Genomic DNA, 17312 nt, shown 5'->3' with positions numbered 1-17312 from the left:
TGCTCCCCGAGCCCTTCAAATTAGATGATCGCGTGTTCGTAAAGGTAAGGCTGATGCTGGCCGTGGATGGCGACCACAACGTCGTAGTTCTGATTGCCGTCGTAGTCGAATTCCAGCAGCGTCCGCTCCTCATCGCCCTCCAGTTCATAGCGAATCCTCAGCCGCAGACCGCTCTGGTCGTCCTCGGCATCCTCGCCCTGGAAATAATAGTCGAACCGGTTTTCCTCGCCGTCGCGGCCGGTCTTGGAGAACTCGTATTCGGCCACCAGAATGCGATCGCCGACCAGGAAATCGAGGATGTCGTGAATGACCTGCGGCCGGTCTGTCGCGTCAGTAAGAGGAAGACCGAACGAGAAGGTGTCAGCACCCCCGCCGCCGGTCAGCACGACCGCCTCGTCCCCGACATGGAACATGTCGTCGCCCGCGCCGCCCACCACCTCTTCAAACCCGGTCGCGGTATCATCTCCGATCTCGGCACTCGATACCTGCCCGGTCGCAAGATCGACGGAGACGCCCACCTTGGTGTCGGAGAGGTCGAGCGTGTCCGCCCCGTCCCCGCCGTCAAACGAATCGTCGTCGCCATCGAGCGCGACCACAACCCGGTCGTCGCCCTCACCACCCGTCACCGTGTCGGTGCCGGAGCCGTCATGGATCTCATCATCGCCGCCGCACCCGTCGATCACATCGTCCCCGGCGCCCCCATGCAATGTCTCGTCCCCGCCACCGCCGGCAATGGTATCGTCACCCGAGCCGCCGATAACCGTTTCGATGTTGGTGACAGTATCCTCGCCGATCTCTTCGCCCACGGCGCTCTGCCCGTCCAGATCGACAGCGACAGCCAGCTTTGCGGCAGAAAGATCGAGCGTGTCGGTCCCCGCGCCGCCGTCAAACACATCGGCGGCAGCGTCGGCGGACGCCACAAGGGTATCGTCGCCCGCATCGCCAAACAGCTTGTCGGCGCCCCCGCCGTCACTGAGCATGTCGTCCCCGGCACCGCCGGAGAGAAAATCGTCGCCTGCACCACCAAACAATCGATCGGCACCATCTTCGCCGAGAAGCGTGTCATCGCCGTCTTCGCCGAACAGCTGATCGTCCCCCTCGCCACCGCTCAGGATATCATTGCCCGATCCGCCAAAAATCCTGTCATTGCCGAGCCCGCCATAGACGAGATCGTGGCCGGCACCGGCAACGATCAGATCGTCCCCGGCCCCGCCGAAAACCACGTCGTCTCCGCCGCGCGCATCGATCAGATCGTTACCGCCCCGCGCATCGATAGTGTCGGCAAGGTTCACCCCGACAAGGTGGTCGAGCGCGTCCGTGCCCACCATATCCCCGCCCCGCTCCAGCCGGAAAAAGGCGCTGTGCGTTACTGCAGCGACCCCATCGCTGACCTGAAACGTGATGACAACGTCCGAAGCGGGCGTTTGCGCATGGCTCGAATAGACCCACCCATCCTCGGTTCTGCCGATAGACCCTGTGGACGCGCGCACATTGGCGACCTTGAGCACGTCACCATCGGCATCGACGACATTGGCCAGCAGTTCGTCGAGCCCGATCAGCACGGCGGCGCCGGCCACGATGTTGTTGAGCCGCACGGGCGCGCCGGTTTCAGGCGCCCTGTTGCCTCGGTCCTGTGTGGGCGGCCGTGCCGGGCCCGTCTCATCGGGCGGCGACTCTTCTCTAGCGACCTGACGGACCGCCACCGGGGCCGGCGGCCCACCATTCTGCCCGTCGCCGCCCTTCACTGTGGCCGGCCGAGGACCAGAAAAATCGATCACCGATGAGTCAGCCAACGCAAAGCGCGGCCCGGGAAAACCGACGACGTTATTGATCTGTTGACCCGGCTCCATGGGCAGAGGCGGCGCAAGGTGGTGCGCCGGGTCCGCAATACCTGCCTTTTTGCGATAGTCGTCCAGTTTTTCCGGCGCGCTCGACGCCGCGGCCTGGATGACCAGGTCCTGCTCGGGCTCAGGAGTTGGCGTATCGGGTGGCTGTGCCGCCTGGGCCGGTGTCAGCGCAAGCTTGAGATAGGCGACAATACCGGTGATCAGCAACCCGAACAGCATCGGTATGCGGTTCAGCCGCTGTGCATCGGCGAACCCATAGCGATCGCCCGGGTTCGGCCCTTCGCCTTCAACCTGCCGTGTGCCTTTGACCTCAATCATGCCGTCACCTCCCTTGACGGACGCTCGGTCATCGACGTCACGCGATGCGGTGCGAGGATTTCCTCCTTGGGACCGAAAGTGGTCATGCGCCCGTTCTGGATAACCGCCACCAGATCGACCGCCGCCAGCGCACTCGGCCGGTGGGCGACGACGATGGCGATGCCACCGCGTGCGCGGATACCCTTGATCGCTTCCGTCAACGCCGCCTCGCCTTCGCCGTCCAGGTTCGAGTTCGGCTCGTCCATGATGACCAGGAACGGATCGCCGTAAAGCGCCCGGGCAAGGCCGATGCGCTGGCGCTGGCCGGCAGAGAGAGCGTCTCCATTGGGACCGAGCAGGGTGTCGTACCCGTTATCGAGACGCACGATCATCTCATGAACACCCGCCGCCTTGGCCGCCCGGACAATCCCGGCGCTGTCGGGCTGAGGGTTGAACCTCGAGATATTCTGCTCGATCGTGGCATTGAGAAGCGCCACTTCCTGGGGAAGATAACCGACATAGCCGCCCAGCTTTTCATCCGGCCATTGGCTCAGATCGGCGTCATCGAGCCGTACCGCTCCGCGCAGGGGCGGCCAGATGCCGGCAAGCGCCCGCACGAGCGTTGTCTTGCCGCCGGCGCTCGGCCCGATAATGCCGAGAGCCTGCCCTGCCTTGAGTTCAAAGGCCACGTCGGTCAGAAGAATCCGGCCCGACCCAGGCGCGGCAACGGTCAGCATCTCGACGCGCAGCGAGGAGGCGGGGGGCGGCAATGTCATCGGCGGCTTTGCCTCTCCGATGGCGATCATGGTGTCGCGCAGCCGCTTGAAGGCATTGCGCGCCGACACGACGTTCTTCCAGTTGCCGATGGCGAGATCGACCGGCGCCAGTGCTCTTGTCGCGGCAACCGACGAGGCGATGATGGCGCCGGCCGAAAGATCGCCCTGAATGGTCAGATAGGCGCCCAGCCCGAGGATGGCCGATTGCAGCAGCATGCGCAGCACACGCGAGATCGCGCCAAGCGTTCCAACCACATCATTGGCTTTGGTCTGAAGCTTGAGGTGTTCGCCATTGGCGGTCCGGAAATTGTCGATGGCCCGCGACGCAAAGCCCATGGCCTTGAGAATCTCGGCATTGCGCGCGTTGGAATCGGCAATCGCATTGCGCTTGATCATTGCCTGCTGGGTGTCATTGGCCAGCCGGCGCGACAGCAGTTCGCCCAGGATGGCAAGAAACACCAGGATCACCGCGCCGCCCAATGTCAGGGCACCCAGCAGCGGATGGAGCAGGTATACAAAGAGGACATAAATCGGCATCCACGGCATGTCGAACAGCGCCATGGGCCCCTGGCTGCCGAGAAAAGCGCGCAGGTTGTCGACATCGCGGCCGCGCTCGAGCGACTCCGATGTGGAGAAGCCAAATCGCGGCATGTCGATGGCAACCTGATGGGCGAGCGGCGCGAATTTTCGATCGAGCCTCGCCCCCACCCTCACAAGCACCTGCGAGCGCACGATGTCGAACAGCCCCTGGAAAAGGTAAAGGCCGACCGCCAGCGCTGAAAGCGCCAGCAAGGTCGGCACGCTGCCGCTGGTAAGCGCCCGATCATAGATCTGGAGCATGTAGAAGGCGCCGGTGAGCGCCAGTATGTTGATGAGACCCGAGACGGTGAAGAGGTAGGCGGTGATGCCGCGAAATTCTTGTTTCAGTGCATCGTCCACGCGACGCTCTGCTAGTGCCCTGACATTGGATGTACGCATTTTCCGAAATCCTTAGACCCAAAGGGGAAAACAGAAAGATGCGGCAGCCCTTTGGGGGCTGCCGCAATGGATCTAGAGCGAGAAATCGGTGCTCACGAGGTCATGGGTTCCCTTGAGGCTGATCTTGAAGTCCGCCTCGTTTCCGTTACCCAAATTGCCTTCAACCACTGTGTAATCGCCATCGGCACGGGTTTCGTGGCTCACCAGCAGTTGACCGACACCAGCGCTCTGTCCGCCGTTGACCAGTGTGAAGGACTGATTCCCGGCCGTTCCGGCATCGGCGTCGATCGCACTGACATCGAGTTTATCGCCCGCTTCGAAACCGACGATCATATCGCCCTGTGCTGCAGCGGCAGAGCCGAAGACGAAGGTGTCTTGACCGGTACCACCATCGATGACGTTGACGGCGGTGCTGGCGGCGATGGTGTCGTTGCCAGCTCCAGTGACGACGTTCTCAATGCCCCAAAGCGTGTCCGAGCCGGTCTGCGTACTCATGGCGCTGCCATAGCCACCAAGACCGGTCCCCAGATTGACCGAGACGTTCGCCAGGATCGAGGACATGTCGAGCGTGTCAATTCCGGAGCCGCCATTGATCTCGTCGCCGAAATAGGAGTCGTCGCCGTCCCCTGCCTCGGCCACGATGCGGTCATCGCCCGCTCCGGCAACAACGGTGTCATTGCCGGCCCCGCCGTTGACCATATCGTCCCCGGCATCGCCAAAGAGACGGTCGTCGCCGTCGTCGCCGTACAAGAGGTCCGCATCGTCGCCGCCCAGAATCGTGTCGTTACCGGCTCCGCCAAAGGCCATGTCTTCTCCGGCCCAGGCCGCAACGAAGTCGGCACCATCGCCGCCAAGCAGCACGTCGGCCCCGGCAAGTCCGACGATCACGTCGTCGCCGCTGAAGCCGATCAGATGGTCGGCAGCTGCCGTGCCGGTCAGGACGTCGTTGCCGTCCGCGCCGATTTGGACAGTTGCGGGAACCTCTGCGGGCACGTCCTCGACAGGGTCATCGACCGTTTCGTCCGCAACACCGCCGATTTGGGGCGACTGGCCCGGAGCCGGAGTATAGCTGACCGAATGCGTGCCGTTGCTCATGGTGACGACCCCGTTTTCGTCCTGCGTCGTCACGTAGTCTTCGAGCACTGCTCCTTCCGGGAATTCGATGACATCCTGGTCACGCAGAGCCCCGATGATGGTGTCCTGCCCGCCATTGGACTTGAAGACGATCCGGTGCGCCGATCCGAGGGACGAAATGTCGATCGTGTCGTTGCCCGCGGTGCCATCGATGGTGATGGTATTCATGTTCAGGCTGGTTTCGGTAAAATCACCGAACACCGCGATCGTATCGCCGCCATCCACACCGCCGCCGGAGCCACCTGGCGAAGAGACCGTCAGCGTATTGACCACCAGTTCCTCGATTTGGGTCAACTGGGCGATGATAACCGCCGCCCCGGCTCCGACCGCCCTGGTAATGACGATCTCGGCATTTCCGGTGTAGCCGATATTGGCGATGGCGGCATTCCGGGTGTAAATGTTGAACGTCTCAGTCGCGCCGCCCCCGTTGATCTGGAAAACATCGCCTCCGGCCCCTTCTGTCCCGCCATTGACAACGTCGCTGCCGCTGCCGGCCGACCAGATGATGGTGTCATCCCCGGCACCGCCGTGTATGGCGTCATTGCCGCCGCCACCATCGATGGTGTCGTCGCCGTCAAAGCCGAGCAGAACCTGTGCTCCAGCTCCGCTCGAGATTGGATCGTCCGCGTTGTTAGTGCCATTGACGACAGTGAAGAGTTGCCCGTCAAAAGTCAGGCGTTCAACATCGACCAGCGTGTCGACACCATCAGCCCCGACGTTGTCAGTTACAACGATACCGCCAGTTCCGTTCAAGGCGATGTCGTAGTCAGCGAGTGATCCTGAAAATACGGCAGCATCAGTACCATCGCCGCCATCGATCGTATCGTCACCTTCGCCGCCGATCAGCGTATCATTGCTGACGCCGCCACTCAGGGTATCGTTGCCGGCGCCGCCGTCGATGGTGTCTGGACCGACTCCTCCTGTCATGACGTCTTCGCCGGCGCCACCAGACATCTGGTCTCCGCCGCCACTGCCATTCATGGTGTCATTGCCGTCGCCACCTTCCATGACGTCGTTGCCGCCGCCACCGATCATGGCATCATTGCCATCGCCACCATCCATGACGTCCCCACTACCCCCGCCATTGAGGGTGTCGTCGCCGAGACCGCCAGAGATGACGTCCTCTCCCGCGCCACCATTAATGCTGTCATTTCCCCCTTCACCTGAAAGCGTATCCGCACCACCGGCACCGGTTACGTGATCCTCACCGGCCGTGCCGCTGAAAATATTGGCGGCGCCATTACCATTGAAGGTCGCCCCAACCACGCTTGTCGGCTCGGAAATAACCGTCTCAAGCGTTCCAAGACCATCGGTGAAGGTTACGACCAAACGCAACTGCATGTTGATCTCACCGGCCGTGGGCGTAAAGGAGTCGGTGGTGGCACCTCCAATGTCGCTCCATGTCGTCCCGTCGAACGATGACTGCCATTGGAACGAGAAAGCACCCAACCCATTGAGATCGGCTATTCCAGACGTGTCCGACGTGAGATTCTGGGTCTGCGTCGGCGTCGTGTCGCTGATCACCGGAGCACCCGTCGCCGCCACGCTGAGTGAAAAGTCCTGATCGGCAAAGCGCAGGATCTCGACATTTCTGAGCGTATCGGTGCCGTCGGACTCTAGATCGTCGGAGACGTCGTCATGCTCAACCGTTATGGATCCGTCAGGATTGAAGGTGATGTCGTAGTTCTCCATCACGTCGCCAAAGACGGCCACGTCAAGGTCATTTGTCCCATCGGCTTGCCTGATGGTCCGGACAATGGAGAGCTGACCAGGGTTGAGTTCGCCCGAGAACATCCGTTGGGCGAGTGTCGTCATGGAGTTGTGCAACTCCAGCGGTTCTCCCGTGTGATCGGTATCACCGGGCGCAAACACGCCGATCTGCACGTCGAGCCATTTGTCGCCGTCGATGATATCGTCGCCCATCTGGCCGGTCATAATATCACTACCGTCGCCACCGAGAATGATGTCACCAGCGCTGAACTCTGTGACCCCTGCCCCCAGTACGTCCTCAAGTCCCGAAATCAGCTCAAGGGACTCAGCGTCGATAGCACTGCCAAGGTAGCCTTCCGCGCCTCCCAATGGGTTGGTAACGGGATCGAATGGCAGCCTGTCTTCAGCGAGGATATTGGTGCCCGTCAATACGTCGTCATGCACCGAGCCCGAAAGCCCCTCGACCGACTGATATTCATCGAGCGCCGCATTGCTTGGGATCGTGGGCGCTTCGTCAAATACGATCGGCAGCGAGAGATCGGCGTCGACAGCAAAGGCGCTGTCCTTGTATGTCGCCCAGTCCCAACCGGACATGCCGGCCATCTTGCCGCGACCGGGGCTTCCCACGAAGATATCGTCACCGCCTTCACCGATGAATTCATCGAAACCGCCGTCGCCGAGGAACACATCGTGTCCGTCGATGCCGTCATGGGCGAAAATCTCGTCGAAATTGTCGCCAGGGGCACCGTCGAAGGTACCGGTTTCGATCCAGTCGTTGCCCTCATTGCCGAGGATACGTTCGGCATTCTTGTTGCCGTAGACAAAGTCGTTGCCTTCACCGGCAAACACCTCCGAGCCCTCGTCGGTGCCCAGGAAGACAAAGTCGTGACCGGCCCCGGCAAGCACCAGATCAAGTCCCGGTCCGGCGTGGATAACGTCGTTGCCGGCACCGCCCTTGATGTTGTCGTCACCACCGCTGTCGGTGATGATGTCGTCGCCGTCGCCGCCATTTATGATGTCGTTGCCAAACCCGCCTTCAAGCACGTCGTCCCCACCGTCCCCATAGAGCGTGTCGTCGCCGATACCGCCAATGATGATATCGTCTCCACTCGGGTTTGACGCGTTGCCAGGATCGGTGCCGCCGAGAACCACGTGATCACCGCCCGTGTAGCGCAGATAGTTGGTATCAACGCCCGGCGTTGAAGGATCGTCGCGAACGACCAGGGGCGTCAGGATACCGCCACCCGCCGGATCCGCGCTGGTATCGACAACATCGTCGAGACTCTCGTCGACGCCGACAGTTGCCGGATCGTCGCCCAGCACGCCGTCGTCACCGGGCAGGTACACGCCGGTGTCGAGATTGAACTGCCGGGTCTGATCGACCTCCAGGATAAAGCCCGGAGTTGAAAAGACATCAGAAGGCAGGTGGGCGGCGTCCGTGTTGCGCATGATCATGCCGGCAAAGGAGTTATTCTCCATCTCGCCGAACAGATGCAGGCCGTCGAGGCGCTGCAGGTAATAGAACCGATCGCCGCTCTGCAGGTTTTCCATCTGCACTTCGAACACGAAGTTGAACGTGGCGCCGAGCATACCGCCGAACGGCATGATCTCCTCAGCCAGACCGCCAATCCAGAGATCGACATTTTCGAGGCCGCCGAGATCATCGGCATACACGCCAAGGCCGTTCAGGAAGTCCAATGCGTCCGCCGGTGGTGCGATCATGCGATCGACAATGCCATCGCCGTCATCGTCGACCCCCTGTTCGGTGCCAAAGATGATCGCCATGGACGCCGCGCGCTTGCCTTCGACAGTCGCTTCGCCCGTTATCAGGTCGTGGGTGCCATATGCCGCAATGAAGTTGATGATCGAGGCTTCATGCTTGAGGTGCCCCGCATAATCGACCCAGCTTTCATACGGCTTGAGACGCACGTCCTGGTTGGTCGCTTCGTAAAAGCTGCGCCGGGCCTCATTGAGTGAGGGGACGCCGGTATCACGGCCCCGGGCGAGGTTGATCGTCGCCAGATCGAGCGGAAGACCCAGAAGGTTGTTGCGCAGTGCGCCGGTCACAAATTCGTCGATCTCGTTGCCGACCTGCCGGGTCATGCCGCGAATGATCGCGCCCGCCGCAACCTCATCAGGTATCGTCGATCCCGGTCCGGTGAATGCAGTCGGATTGAGGAACCCCTGAATCAGGCTGATATGGTTGGGCACGAATTCGGCGCTGTATTGATCGATCGATTCCGTCAGCATCGAATGGCCGAACCGATAGACCACATGCGCAAACTCGGCCACGATCGAGGGATCGAGGGTGATATCGAACCCGTCGGGCACCAGGAACGCATTGATCGTCGGCTGGACCTTGCGGGCAAACTCCTCGAACACGAGGTGCTGGTACTGCATTTCGGTGCCGAATTTGGCCGCCTGGAACACGCGCTCACCGTTCCATTCGAGCCCGTCCGGCGAGGCCGGAACCGCGCCGACCGGCTCGGTCAGCCACTCGTTGATGAAGTCGAGATCGCCAGTTGCGATCACCATCTCCTTGGTGTGTTCGACCAGCCGGTTGTGCTCGGCGTGAAAGACGTGGTGAACGGCGGTCAGGCCCACATTCTCATTGGCGCGGCCGTCACCGGCAATGAAGTGCGCGTCGAGCAGTTCGTCATCGTAAACCCCGTCTTCGGCAATATTGCCGCCAATTTCGGTATCCCCATCCTCAAGCCCGTCAGGCACTGCGGTATGGGCGATATCGGCAAGAAAGGCGTGGTTGGTACGAACGGCACCGACCGCGGTGGGATCCACCGGCGTGCCTATTACGCCTTCCATGACTTCATCATCATTGGTATTGGGTATGCCGTCCGGTCCGAGCCCAACCACCAGTTGCGGCAGACCGTTGAGGCCAGGAATAAAATTGCCATAAGGATCGGTCCGCAACAGCGGCACGCTGCCCACGTCCAGATCGGTCAACTCGATGCCGAGAAGATTGGCCGCCTGCGCCTTGACCTCGCCCCAGGTCGCCATTCCCCCATTGGCTCCCTCGATCAACCTGCCGGTCGCGACCGGGCCATTGGGACCCGCTTCGTACTCGCGCAGGAACACCTGATGGGAGGGGTGGGAGGTATAGGTCTGGTTCTGGTCGACAAACGGAGTTGTGGTGTTGATGGGACCGATATTGTCCGCGGATTCATCGACCGCGGTCAAAGGATCATCGACCATGATGCCGTCTGGGCCGGCGTCACGCGTTGCCCGGGTCAGCACCATGAAGTTCGTGTCGCTGCCCTCGACATAAAGCGGATCATCGGGCTGAAGCGGAATCATGACTGTGCCACTGCCGCCCTTGTTGACCAGATCGAGCCCGTGATCGAAGAACTGGCCAAACAGCGTGAACCACGAGTTGAACGGCGCCGACAGTCCCTCGTCGGGCGCGACGTTGGGGATATGGAGGTTTGCACCATCAAGCGTAATGCCATTGGCATCGAGCAATTCGTTGAGCCCGCCTGGAACGCTGGCTGCCGCGTCAAGCGCCGCTTGTGCATTGGCCAGTTCCAGGGCCGCATCGTCGGCAGCCTGCTGCAGCAGAAGGTTGCCGGGACTGGCTGCCGCCGCGGCGGCAGCTGAAGCCTCGACCCGCGCTGCCTCCGCAACATCGATGAACAACGGTCGCAACGGCGCATATGCCGTCGAAATCTGGCCGGTGATGACAAGCCCGGGATCGTCAACGCCAGCGGCCTCCAGTGCCGTCAGAATGGCGGCAGGGTTGCCGAGCGTCTGGTCGACGATCAGATTGGAGATGATGCGAACCGAGGGATCGATGACATCGCCCGGCGTGGCATTCGGCCCCGGCCCGTCGGCATCGACCCCCGGCGTATAGGTCATCTCGAAGGGAACGGCGGGCATTGGCCCGTCGCCATCGAAATCGACCATGGCCGTAACGGTGCGATACTGCGGCTCCAGCAACTCGGGAAATTCCTGGTCGGCCGAGCCCCAGGTTTCCTGACCCGGAAGCAGATGGTTGTAGGTGCCATCGACAGTGCGCAGGCCCCACGCGATATTGTACGCCGGGATGGAGGCCGGATTGGCGTTCAGGCTCTCGCCGAACAGCGGTGCCCCGTCCACCCCGTCCGATTCCAGATACAGGGCGTGCGCTTCGGATATCTTGATCTGCTTGAGAATGAACTCCAGATCGCTCTTGATGTAGGTAACCATAGTCGCTCTCCGTTGTCGGCCGAACAGCCATTCGCTGGGTGCCCCCGGGCCGGCATGGCGCAGGTGACACGATAATTCGAGGCTGTTAGTGTCGCGTCGGATTGCAAGCGGCGTAAGCTACGATAGTCGAGCGAAGTGATGTGACGTCAGGCCCCACAAACGATGCGACCAAAGGGACAATTTCTATGGGACCTTGGTCTCACCTGAACGCCCTGCCCCGATGGTTTGCCCGATTGAGCCTTTCTGCACGGTTTCTGATCGTTGGGAGCGGGGCGCTATGTGTCAGCATGGCCATACTCGGCAGCTGGATCACCACCGGCATTTCCGCAAGCACCCTCAACAGCGCCGCAAGATCGAGCTCGGTGTTTGTCGAGACCTTCCTTGAACCCGCCGTCCAGGACATGGCGCCGGACGGCACGATGGCGCCCGGGCAGATGGCGCAACTCGACACTCTGCTGGCCGATACCCCGCTCCGCGAACGCCTGATCTCGGTCAAGGTCTGGCGCACCGACGGAACCATCATCTACAGCACCGACAAGGACCTGATCGGTCGCCGGTTCGACACCGCCGACGTCGACCGGGCCGCCAGCGGAGAAGTTGTCGCCTCCTTCGACGCGCTCGACAATCACGAAGGGGCGGGCGAGCGTGAAACCGGGCTGCCGCTGATTGAAATCTATGCCCCCCTGCACAGCGCGCAGAGCGGAGAGATCGTCGCGATCGGCGAATATTATGAACACGCAGCGTGGCTTGCCGAGGATCTGGAGCGAACCCGGCTCTTCACCTGGGCCGTCGTCGGCGCCACCACCGCAGCCATGATCGGGATTTTGTACCTGCTCGTCATGCGCAGCAGCGCGATAATCGCCAGCCAGCGCCAGCAGTTGGACCAGCGCATAGCAGAGGCCGACCTTATGGCCGCGCAGAACGAGGGCCTGCGGGCCATCGCCGACAAGGCCCGTCTCGACGCCAGCGAGGCCAACGAGCAGCTTCTCGGCCGCATAGGTGCCGATCTCCATGACGGCCCGATCCAGATGCTCAGCCTGCTGACCCTGCGCCTCTCCGCCGAAGAGGAGGGGGACGAAAGCACGCTCGAGGCAGACAGGGAGAACGCCCTGATCGCACAAAATGTTCTAACGGACCTGCGCACCATCTCGGCCGGGCTGGTGCTTCCCGAAATCGCAGAGATCGATCTGCGCGATGCCCTGCAACTCGCAGTCCTTCGCCACGAAGGTCTCACCGGGACAAAGGTAGTCGTGCAATTTTCCGGTCTCCCCCAGACCTCGCCTCTGCCGCTCAGGACCTGCGCCTACCGCGTCGTGCAGGAGGCGCTCAACAACGCCCATAAGCACGCCCGCAATGCGCGCACCGAGGTGAGCGCCACCGTTTCAGACGGTCATCTCCATCTCACGGTCTCCGATTCAGGACCAGGAATGCGCGTCGAGGAAAATGCGGTGGGTGGGCGTGAGCAGCTGGGGCTCGCCGGCATCCGAAATCGGGTCAATGCCCTCAGGGGCGAATTCTTCATCGACCAGCTCAAGGGCGGCGGCACCAGCGTCAACGTGCTGCTGCCGATCAATCCCTAGAGCGCTTCCAGGATAAGTGGAAACCACTTTTCCGGTTCGGAAGCGCGACAAAACAACGATCTAGCTCAGCGCATACGCCTGCTGTCCCGGCTTGAACTGGGCGAGCTTTTGCGCCTGCATGGCCACCTCGACCCGGTTGCGCGCGTGGAGCTTCTGCATGAGATTGGTCATGTATCGTTTGACCGTCTTTTCGCTGATGGAAAGACTGCGGGCGATCTCCCGATTGGTGCGCGCCTGGAGCAGATAGGCCACGATCTGGCGCTCGCGCACGCTCAGATCGACCCCGCGATCCACGCTTTCCTGCCGCGTCCGGTTGCGCAGGCCGCTGAGAACCTGGCTGGCATAAAGCTTGGTGATATACATCTCGCCCCGCAGCACCGAACTCACGGCCTCGAACAATTCGCCGAATGTAGCGCCCTTCAGGACAAAGCCGGTCGCGCCGGCCTCGAGCGCCCGCATGGCCGAGTCGACGCTTGAAAACGCTGTGAAGACAACGATCTTTGTGAAGTCCGATTTTCGGACGATTTCCGTCATGGCCGAAAAGACGTCGCCGGGCATGCTCAGATCCATGAAAAGGATTTGAGGGTGATGCATCTCTACAATATTTCGGGCATCGTTTGCTGACGAACCCGACGCAACGACGTTGAATTGCCCCTTGTTCTGAAAAAGCGCCTTCATGCCTTCAAGCAAGATCGGATGATCGTCAACGAAAGCGATGCTGACCTTTTCGTCATCTATCATTGTTTCGCCCCTCGCCCCCTTGGCATTGCCTAAATTAGCATGCGATTTTTTCCCGACGTCATGATTATTGTCAAAACACAGGCAACTTTCGCGCCTGGGCAGCCGTCGCCGCAAGGCAGGATTTTCGGGGACCCGGCCCCGACCTGTATCGCTTACCCAAAGGCCATGGCACCCGCTATTGCCAGAAACACAACCAGCCCTGCCGCTATCGCCCATTCGGCCGGGGTGAGCGAAAATCCACCCCGAGACCCGCTGCTATCCGAAGTGGGACCGCCACGCTGCCCGTAGCGGCCGGAAACGCGGCCGAACCGCCGCTTGAGATCGCGCAGCCGCGCTTCGGCCTCCTCGGCGTTCTTTCCATTGATCGGCTGGGGCTTACGGGCCATGGCTGCCTCCATCACGCAATACCAAAACACGGCACTTAGGCGCCCTGCCCGCCAGTTCAACCGTTCCATGCCAATATCGTTTATACGTGCTGATCGAGCAGGATGGCGTTGCCGTCCGGATCCATCAATGTGCAACTGCCCGGCCCGCTGCCGGCCTCGTCCACCTCCTGCTCGAAGCGCAGACCGGCGCCCTTCAGCTTCTTTTGGATGTCCCGTATGTCGGTAAAGTCGCCGATCGGCTGCGCATCGCTGTCCCATCCGGGATTGAATGTCAGGATATTGTTCTCGAACATGCCCTGAAACAGCCCGATCACCGCAGTTGGCGACTTCATGATGAGCCAACCCTGCTCGGCATCGCCGTGAAAGACCTCAAACCCGAGCTTTTCGTAAAACGCGCGCGAGGCGGTTATGTCCTTGACCGCCAGACTTATGGAAAATGCTCCCAACTGCATCTGTTTCCCTCCTGCAATCAGATAGACCGGATTGTTCCCACCCATCACGCAGGGCACAAGCCCGGGCCGATCACAATTGTGACACGCCATCCCGGTCTCGCCTCCAAAAATCTTATCCCCGCCCCCAGCCCCTCATGGCAATCTCCCTTCACGACCGCACCAGGGCGAGGTTGCAAACGAGCTTCCGGTGAGGGCGGGATTGGAGAAGGGGGAGCATGGGTCCGAGCCTTAGGACCACATCGGCCTCCGGGCACTTCGATCCCATCCGACAGGTCGATCCGGGTCCGATGGGGGTCGCCCCAGCGGAGGCCCAAAGCGGACGGATGGCCGGACGAGGAGTAAAATCCACGTCATACTCCCGAAAGGGAGAGGGGCACCGTGGAAACCATCTGCAAGGATGGCGTCCCGACAAACCCCAGCCCGAGAGCCGCTATAAGCCAAAAACCCCGGGTGTGAACGACGAAGCTGGCTTCGCACACAAACTACACTACGAATGAAGCTTGCTTCGCCGTTCACCGCCCCTTCGGGCACCGCTTATATAAACCGAGGCTTATGGCCGTCGGATGGTTTTGCACGTCCTATGCTTTGAGATGATCGAGCACGCCCTGCCCTGCCGCCCGGCCCGTCGCCAGGCACGCAGTCAGCAGATATCCCCCGGTCGGCGCTTCCCAGTCGAGCATTTCCCCGGCCACGAACACCCCCGGCAGCTTTTTCAGCATCAGCCCCTCATCGACAGCGTTCAAATCCACACCACCGGCAACCGAAATTGCCTCGGCGATCGGACGCGGCCGCACCAGTGGCACCGCCAGGGCCTTGATCGCCCCGGCCAGCGCACCATTGTCCCCGCGCACCGCTTCGCCGGTCAGCTCTCTCACCAACCCGGCCTTGACCCCATCGAGCCCTGCCCCCTTGCGCAATCGGCTCGAAAAGCTCGCCTTGGCCGGCTGCCGCGCCAGATCGCGCTCGAGCCGCTCGGCGGTCCGGTCCGGCACCAGATCGAGCACCAACGCCGTCGGCCCCACCTCCAGCCCATCGCGCAGCGCCGCCGATTGCCCATAGACCAGCGACCCCTCGACACCGGTCCGGGAGATAACGAACTCCCCACGGGTCGGCCCCGCCGCCACGGCCTTGACCGGCGCGCCTGCGAACCGTTCGACGAAGTGTTCGCTCCAGTCGACATCGAACCCGCAATTGGCCGGACGGAAGGGATCTACCGCCACGCCCCGCGCCTTCAGCCAGGGCACCCACGCTGCGTCGGACCCCAGCCGGGGCCAGCTCGCCCCGCCCAGCGCCAGCACCACGGCATCGAATGGCTCGCGCACCTCGCCCTCAGGCGTTTCAAACACCAGCGTGTCGCCCTCGAACCCCGCCCAGCGATGTCGCGTCCGAATGGCAACGCCCTGCTCTGCCAGCCGCTCGAGCCACGCCCGCAGCAGCGGCGAAGCCTTCATCGCCCTGGGAAACACCCGCCCCGACGACCCCACAAACGTCTCGCTGCCCAGCCCGGCCGCCCATTCGCGCACCGCCGCGTTGTCAAATGCTGCAAGGATAGGCTCCAAAAACGCCCGCGCCGCCCCGAACCGGGAAAAGAAATCCCCCATCGCCTCGGCATGGGTTAGATTCAGCCCGGACTTGCCCGCCATCAACAGTTTGCGCCCGACGGTCGGCATCCCCTCGTAAACGGTCACGAAATATCCGGCGCCCGAAACCACCTCGGCCGCCATCAGTCCGGCGGGTCCACCCCCGATGATTGCAATACGCTTGTCCATGGCCAGCCCAGAACACCCTTTCGCCACCGCTGTCAAACCGCTAGTTTTGGCGTTCAACCTGAGTCATTTCCAAAACAAAGAAGACCCATCATGTCCGACTCGCGTTCAAACGCTCCCGTCAACGAGGAAAAGCTCGACAAGCTCGCCCAGGTCGCCGTTCACACCGGCCTCGGGCTCGAAGCCGGTCAGGATCTGCTCATCACCGCCCCGCTTTCGGCCCTGCCGCTCGTTCGCAAGATCACCGAGCACGCCTACAAGGCCGGCGCCGGTCTCGTGACCACGCTCTATTCGGACGAGGAAGCCACCCTGGCCCGCTACAGGCACGCCAATGACGACGCTTTCGACCACGCCGCCGGCTGGCTCTATGAAGGCATGGCCAAGGCCTTTGGCTCCAACACGGCCCGCCTTGCCATTTCCGGCGACAACCCCATGATGCTGGCCGAACAGGATCCCGAAAAGGTCTCCCGCGCCAACCGCGCCAATTCCAAGGCTTACAAGCCCGCCATCAAGAAGATCACGGGCTTTGAGATCAACTGGAACATTGTTTCATACCCAAACCCGCAATGGGCCAAGCTCGTCTTCCCCGATCTTGGTGAGGACGAGGCTGTCGCAAAGCTGGCCGATGCCATTTTCGCTGCCTCCCGCGTCGATCAGGCCGATCCCGTCGAAGCCTGGAAACAGCACAATGCAGAAATCCACGCCCGCCGCGACTGGCTCAATAAAATGAAGTTCCGCGATCTGCACTTTACGGCCCCCGGCACCGATCTCGTCGTCGGCCTCGCTGACGATCACGAATGGGCCGGCGGCGCCTCGCTCGCCAAGAACGGCATCACCTGCAATCCCAACATTCCGACCGAAGAGGTCTTCACCACCCCCCACGCCCGCCGTGTCGATGGTGTGGTGCGCTCCACCAAGCCGCTCTCGCACAACGGTTCGGTGATCGAAGACATCGAAATGGTCTTCAAGGATGGCGTTGCCGTCGAGGTGCGGGCCACCAAGGGCGAAAACGTCTGGAACAAGGTTCTCGATACCGACGAGGGCGGCCGCCGCCTGGGCGAAGTGGCCCTGGTGCCCCACTCCTCTCCGATCAGCCAGTCCGGCGTTCTGTTCTACAACACGCTGTTTGACGAAAACGCCGCCTGCCACATTGCCATGGGCCAGTGCTACACCGAGTGCTTTGTCGATGGCGACAAGCTGAGCGAAGATGAAGTCGCCGAAAAGGGCGGCAACTCGAGCCTTATCCACATCGACTGGATGATCGGATCGGGCGAAATGGACATTGACGGCATCACTCAGGACGGCGAACGCGTCCCCGTCTTCCGCAAGGGCGAATGGGCAAACTGATCCAAAGCGCGAAAAAAGATGGAGAAGGGCTGGGTAATCCCCGGCCCTTTTTTTGCCTTACCATCCTGTCCAACATTTCATCTGCCGGACAGCCTGCC

The 17312-nt window shown here is 61.7% G+C and carries 9 protein-coding genes; 2 read left to right on the top strand and 7 right to left on the bottom strand.

From position 1 onward, the window contains the following. Positions 1-20: 20 nt before the first annotated feature. The 3 genes from V6617_RS09040 to V6617_RS09030 all read right to left on the bottom strand — a co-directional run bounded on the left by V6617_RS09040 (position 21) and on the right by V6617_RS09030 (position 10942). A complete protein-coding gene (locus V6617_RS09040) occupies positions 21-2165 on the bottom strand; it encodes a calcium-binding protein (protein WP_338610588.1) in 2145 nt (714 codons plus the stop codon). Next, positions 2162-3898 carry a type I secretion system permease/ATPase gene (locus V6617_RS09035; RefSeq protein ID WP_338610587.1) on the bottom strand — a complete coding sequence of 579 codons (1737 nt, stop codon included), beginning with the start codon at positions 3896-3898 and terminating at the stop codon, positions 2162-2164. Before V6617_RS09035 ends, V6617_RS09040 begins: the two co-directional genes overlap by 4 nt. A gap of 72 nt (positions 3899-3970) precedes the next feature. Next, the gene (locus V6617_RS09030; protein ID WP_338610585.1) at positions 3971-10942 is read right to left on the bottom strand and encodes a peroxidase family protein; all 6972 of its coding nucleotides are present in this window, start codon (positions 10940-10942) and stop codon (positions 3971-3973) included. A gap of 185 nt (positions 10943-11127) precedes the next feature. On the opposite strand from V6617_RS09030, the gene V6617_RS09025 reads away from it, so the two are divergent. Then, positions 11128-12522, top strand: a complete 1395-nt coding sequence (locus tag V6617_RS09025; RefSeq protein ID WP_338610584.1) for a sensor histidine kinase — start codon at positions 11128-11130, stop codon at positions 12520-12522. Between the two features lie 60 nt (positions 12523-12582). On the opposite strand, the gene V6617_RS09020 is transcribed toward V6617_RS09025, so the two are convergent. The 4 genes from V6617_RS09020 to V6617_RS09005 all read right to left on the bottom strand — a co-directional run bounded on the left by V6617_RS09020 (position 12583) and on the right by V6617_RS09005 (position 15870). Further along, entirely contained in the window at positions 12583-13263 is a 681-nt protein-coding gene (locus tag V6617_RS09020; protein ID WP_338610583.1) for a response regulator transcription factor, read from the bottom strand. Between the two features lie 152 nt (positions 13264-13415). Continuing rightward, entirely contained in the window at positions 13416-13649 is a 234-nt protein-coding gene (locus tag V6617_RS09015) for a hypothetical protein (protein ID WP_338610581.1), read from the bottom strand. 80 nt (positions 13650-13729) lie between these two features. Beyond that, positions 13730-14101, bottom strand: coding sequence for a VOC family protein (locus V6617_RS09010; protein ID WP_338610579.1), 372 nt, complete (start codon positions 14099-14101; stop codon positions 13730-13732). A gap of 578 nt (positions 14102-14679) precedes the next feature. Continuing rightward, positions 14680-15870: a TIGR03862 family flavoprotein gene (locus tag V6617_RS09005; RefSeq protein ID WP_338610578.1), complete on the bottom strand. Its 1191-nt coding sequence runs from the start codon at positions 15868-15870 to the stop codon at positions 14680-14682. A gap of 90 nt (positions 15871-15960) precedes the next feature. Between V6617_RS09005 and V6617_RS09000 the strand changes: the two genes are divergently transcribed. After that, complete coding sequence (locus V6617_RS09000) at positions 15961-17214, top strand: aminopeptidase (RefSeq protein ID WP_338610577.1); 1254 nt, start codon at positions 15961-15963, stop codon at positions 17212-17214. Positions 17215-17312 lie beyond the last annotated feature (98 nt).

Source organism: Pelagibacterium nitratireducens, from assembly GCF_037044555.1.
Taxonomy (GTDB): domain Bacteria; phylum Pseudomonadota; class Alphaproteobacteria; order Rhizobiales; family Devosiaceae; genus Pelagibacterium; species Pelagibacterium nitratireducens.
Note: the sequence above shows the minus strand (reverse complement) of the source record. Positions and strands in the feature narration are given on the sequence as shown.